At 68.1% G+C, this 1567-nt stretch carries 1 protein-coding gene; it reads right to left on the bottom strand.

Annotated features, from left to right (window positions below; genetic code table 11):
- A partial coding sequence (locus tag AE652_RS20775; RefSeq protein WP_199823122.1) for an amino acid adenylation domain-containing protein occupies positions 1-1522 on the bottom strand: 1522 nt, incomplete at its 3' end.
- Between the last annotated feature and the right edge of the window lie 45 nt (positions 1523-1567).

Below are 1567 nucleotides of genomic sequence, written 5' to 3'. Positions count from 1 at the left end.
CCGCCGCGACCTCACCCGGCTCGACCCGGAAACCCCGGATCTTCACCTGGTCGTCCGCACGCCCCACATACTCCAGCACCCCGTCCGCACGCCAACGACCCAAGTCGCCCGTCCGGTACATCCGTTCACCCGCCACACCCAGCGGATTCGCCACAAACCGCTCCGCCGTCAGACCCGCCCGACCCACATACCCGTGCGCCAGACCGGCCCCCGCCGCATACACCTCACCCACCACACCCGCCGGCACCGGACGCAACCACTCGTCCAACACGAACACCCGCTTGTTACCCACCGGACGCCCGATCGGCAACGACGACGACCCCAGATCCTCCTCGGTCACCGCGTGGCACGTCGTGAAGCCCATGCTCTCCGCCGGACCGTACCCGTTGCCCACCCGCAACCCCGGGAACAGACCCAGCACCTTCGCCACATGCGCCACCGAACCGGCCTCACCACCCGTGAACGCCGTCCGAACCCCCGCAAAAGCCCCCGGATGCTCATCCACCAGGAAATTGAACAGACTCGCCGACAACTGGAGCATCGTCACACCATGCTCCACCACCAACTTCTCGATCACCGCCGGCTGCGGATTCTGCCCCGGCTGCAACACACACACCGCACCATGCAACAACGCGCCGAACAACTCCAGCGCGAACCCGTCCCACGACACCGGCGAGCACTGCAGAAACACCTCACCCGGACCGAACTCGCAATACTCCTGCCCCAGATACGTCCCCACCAACGCCCGATGCGGCGCCACCACACCCTTCGGCCGACCCGTCGAACCCGACGTGAACATCACACACGCCACATCCTCCGAACCCACCACCACCGACGGCACCACCACCCCGGCCGACTCCTCCGCCGGTTCCCAGGGCGAATCCATCCACAGCACACGCTCGGCGATCCCCTCGACGGACTCCCGCAGCCCCGTACTCGACACCACCAGACCCACACCCGCCTCGGCCACCACCAACGCCGACCGCTCCCGCGGGAACTCCGGATCCAACAGCGTGTAACCACCACCCGCCTTCAACACACCCAGCAACGCCACCACGAGATCCGCACCACGCCCCAGGCAGACCCCCACCAACCCACCCCGCACCAGACCGGACTCCACCATCCGCGCGGCCATCCGATCCGACAGAACATCCAACTCCCCATACGACAACCGGCGATCACCATCCACCACCGCCACCGCACCCGGAGCCCGCACCACCTGCTCCGCAAAAAGCCCCGACACCGTCCCCGCCGGCACCGGACCCCCACCACCACCCCACCCCGACACAACCAACTCACGCTCGCCACCCACCAACACCTCAACCGACCCCACCGAACCGTCCGGATCCGCGACCATCGCGGCCAGCACCCGGCGCAGGCGCTCCGCGAAGGTGGTGACGGTGCTGCGGTCGAAGAGGTCCGCGGCGTAGCGCAGTTCGGCCCGGATGCCGGCCGGCCTGTTGGCGGCGTCATGGTGCTCGGAGAAGCTCAGGTTGAGGTCGAACCGGGCCGGGGCAGCCACAGAGCACTCCGGCTCCACGACCAGGCCCGGGAGTTGGAGACTGCA

Source organism: Kitasatospora sp. MY 5-36 (assembly GCF_001182915.1).
Lineage (GTDB): Bacteria > Actinomycetota > Actinomycetes > Streptomycetales > Streptomycetaceae > Kitasatospora.
Note: the sequence above shows the minus strand (reverse complement) of the source record. Positions and strands in the feature narration are given on the sequence as shown.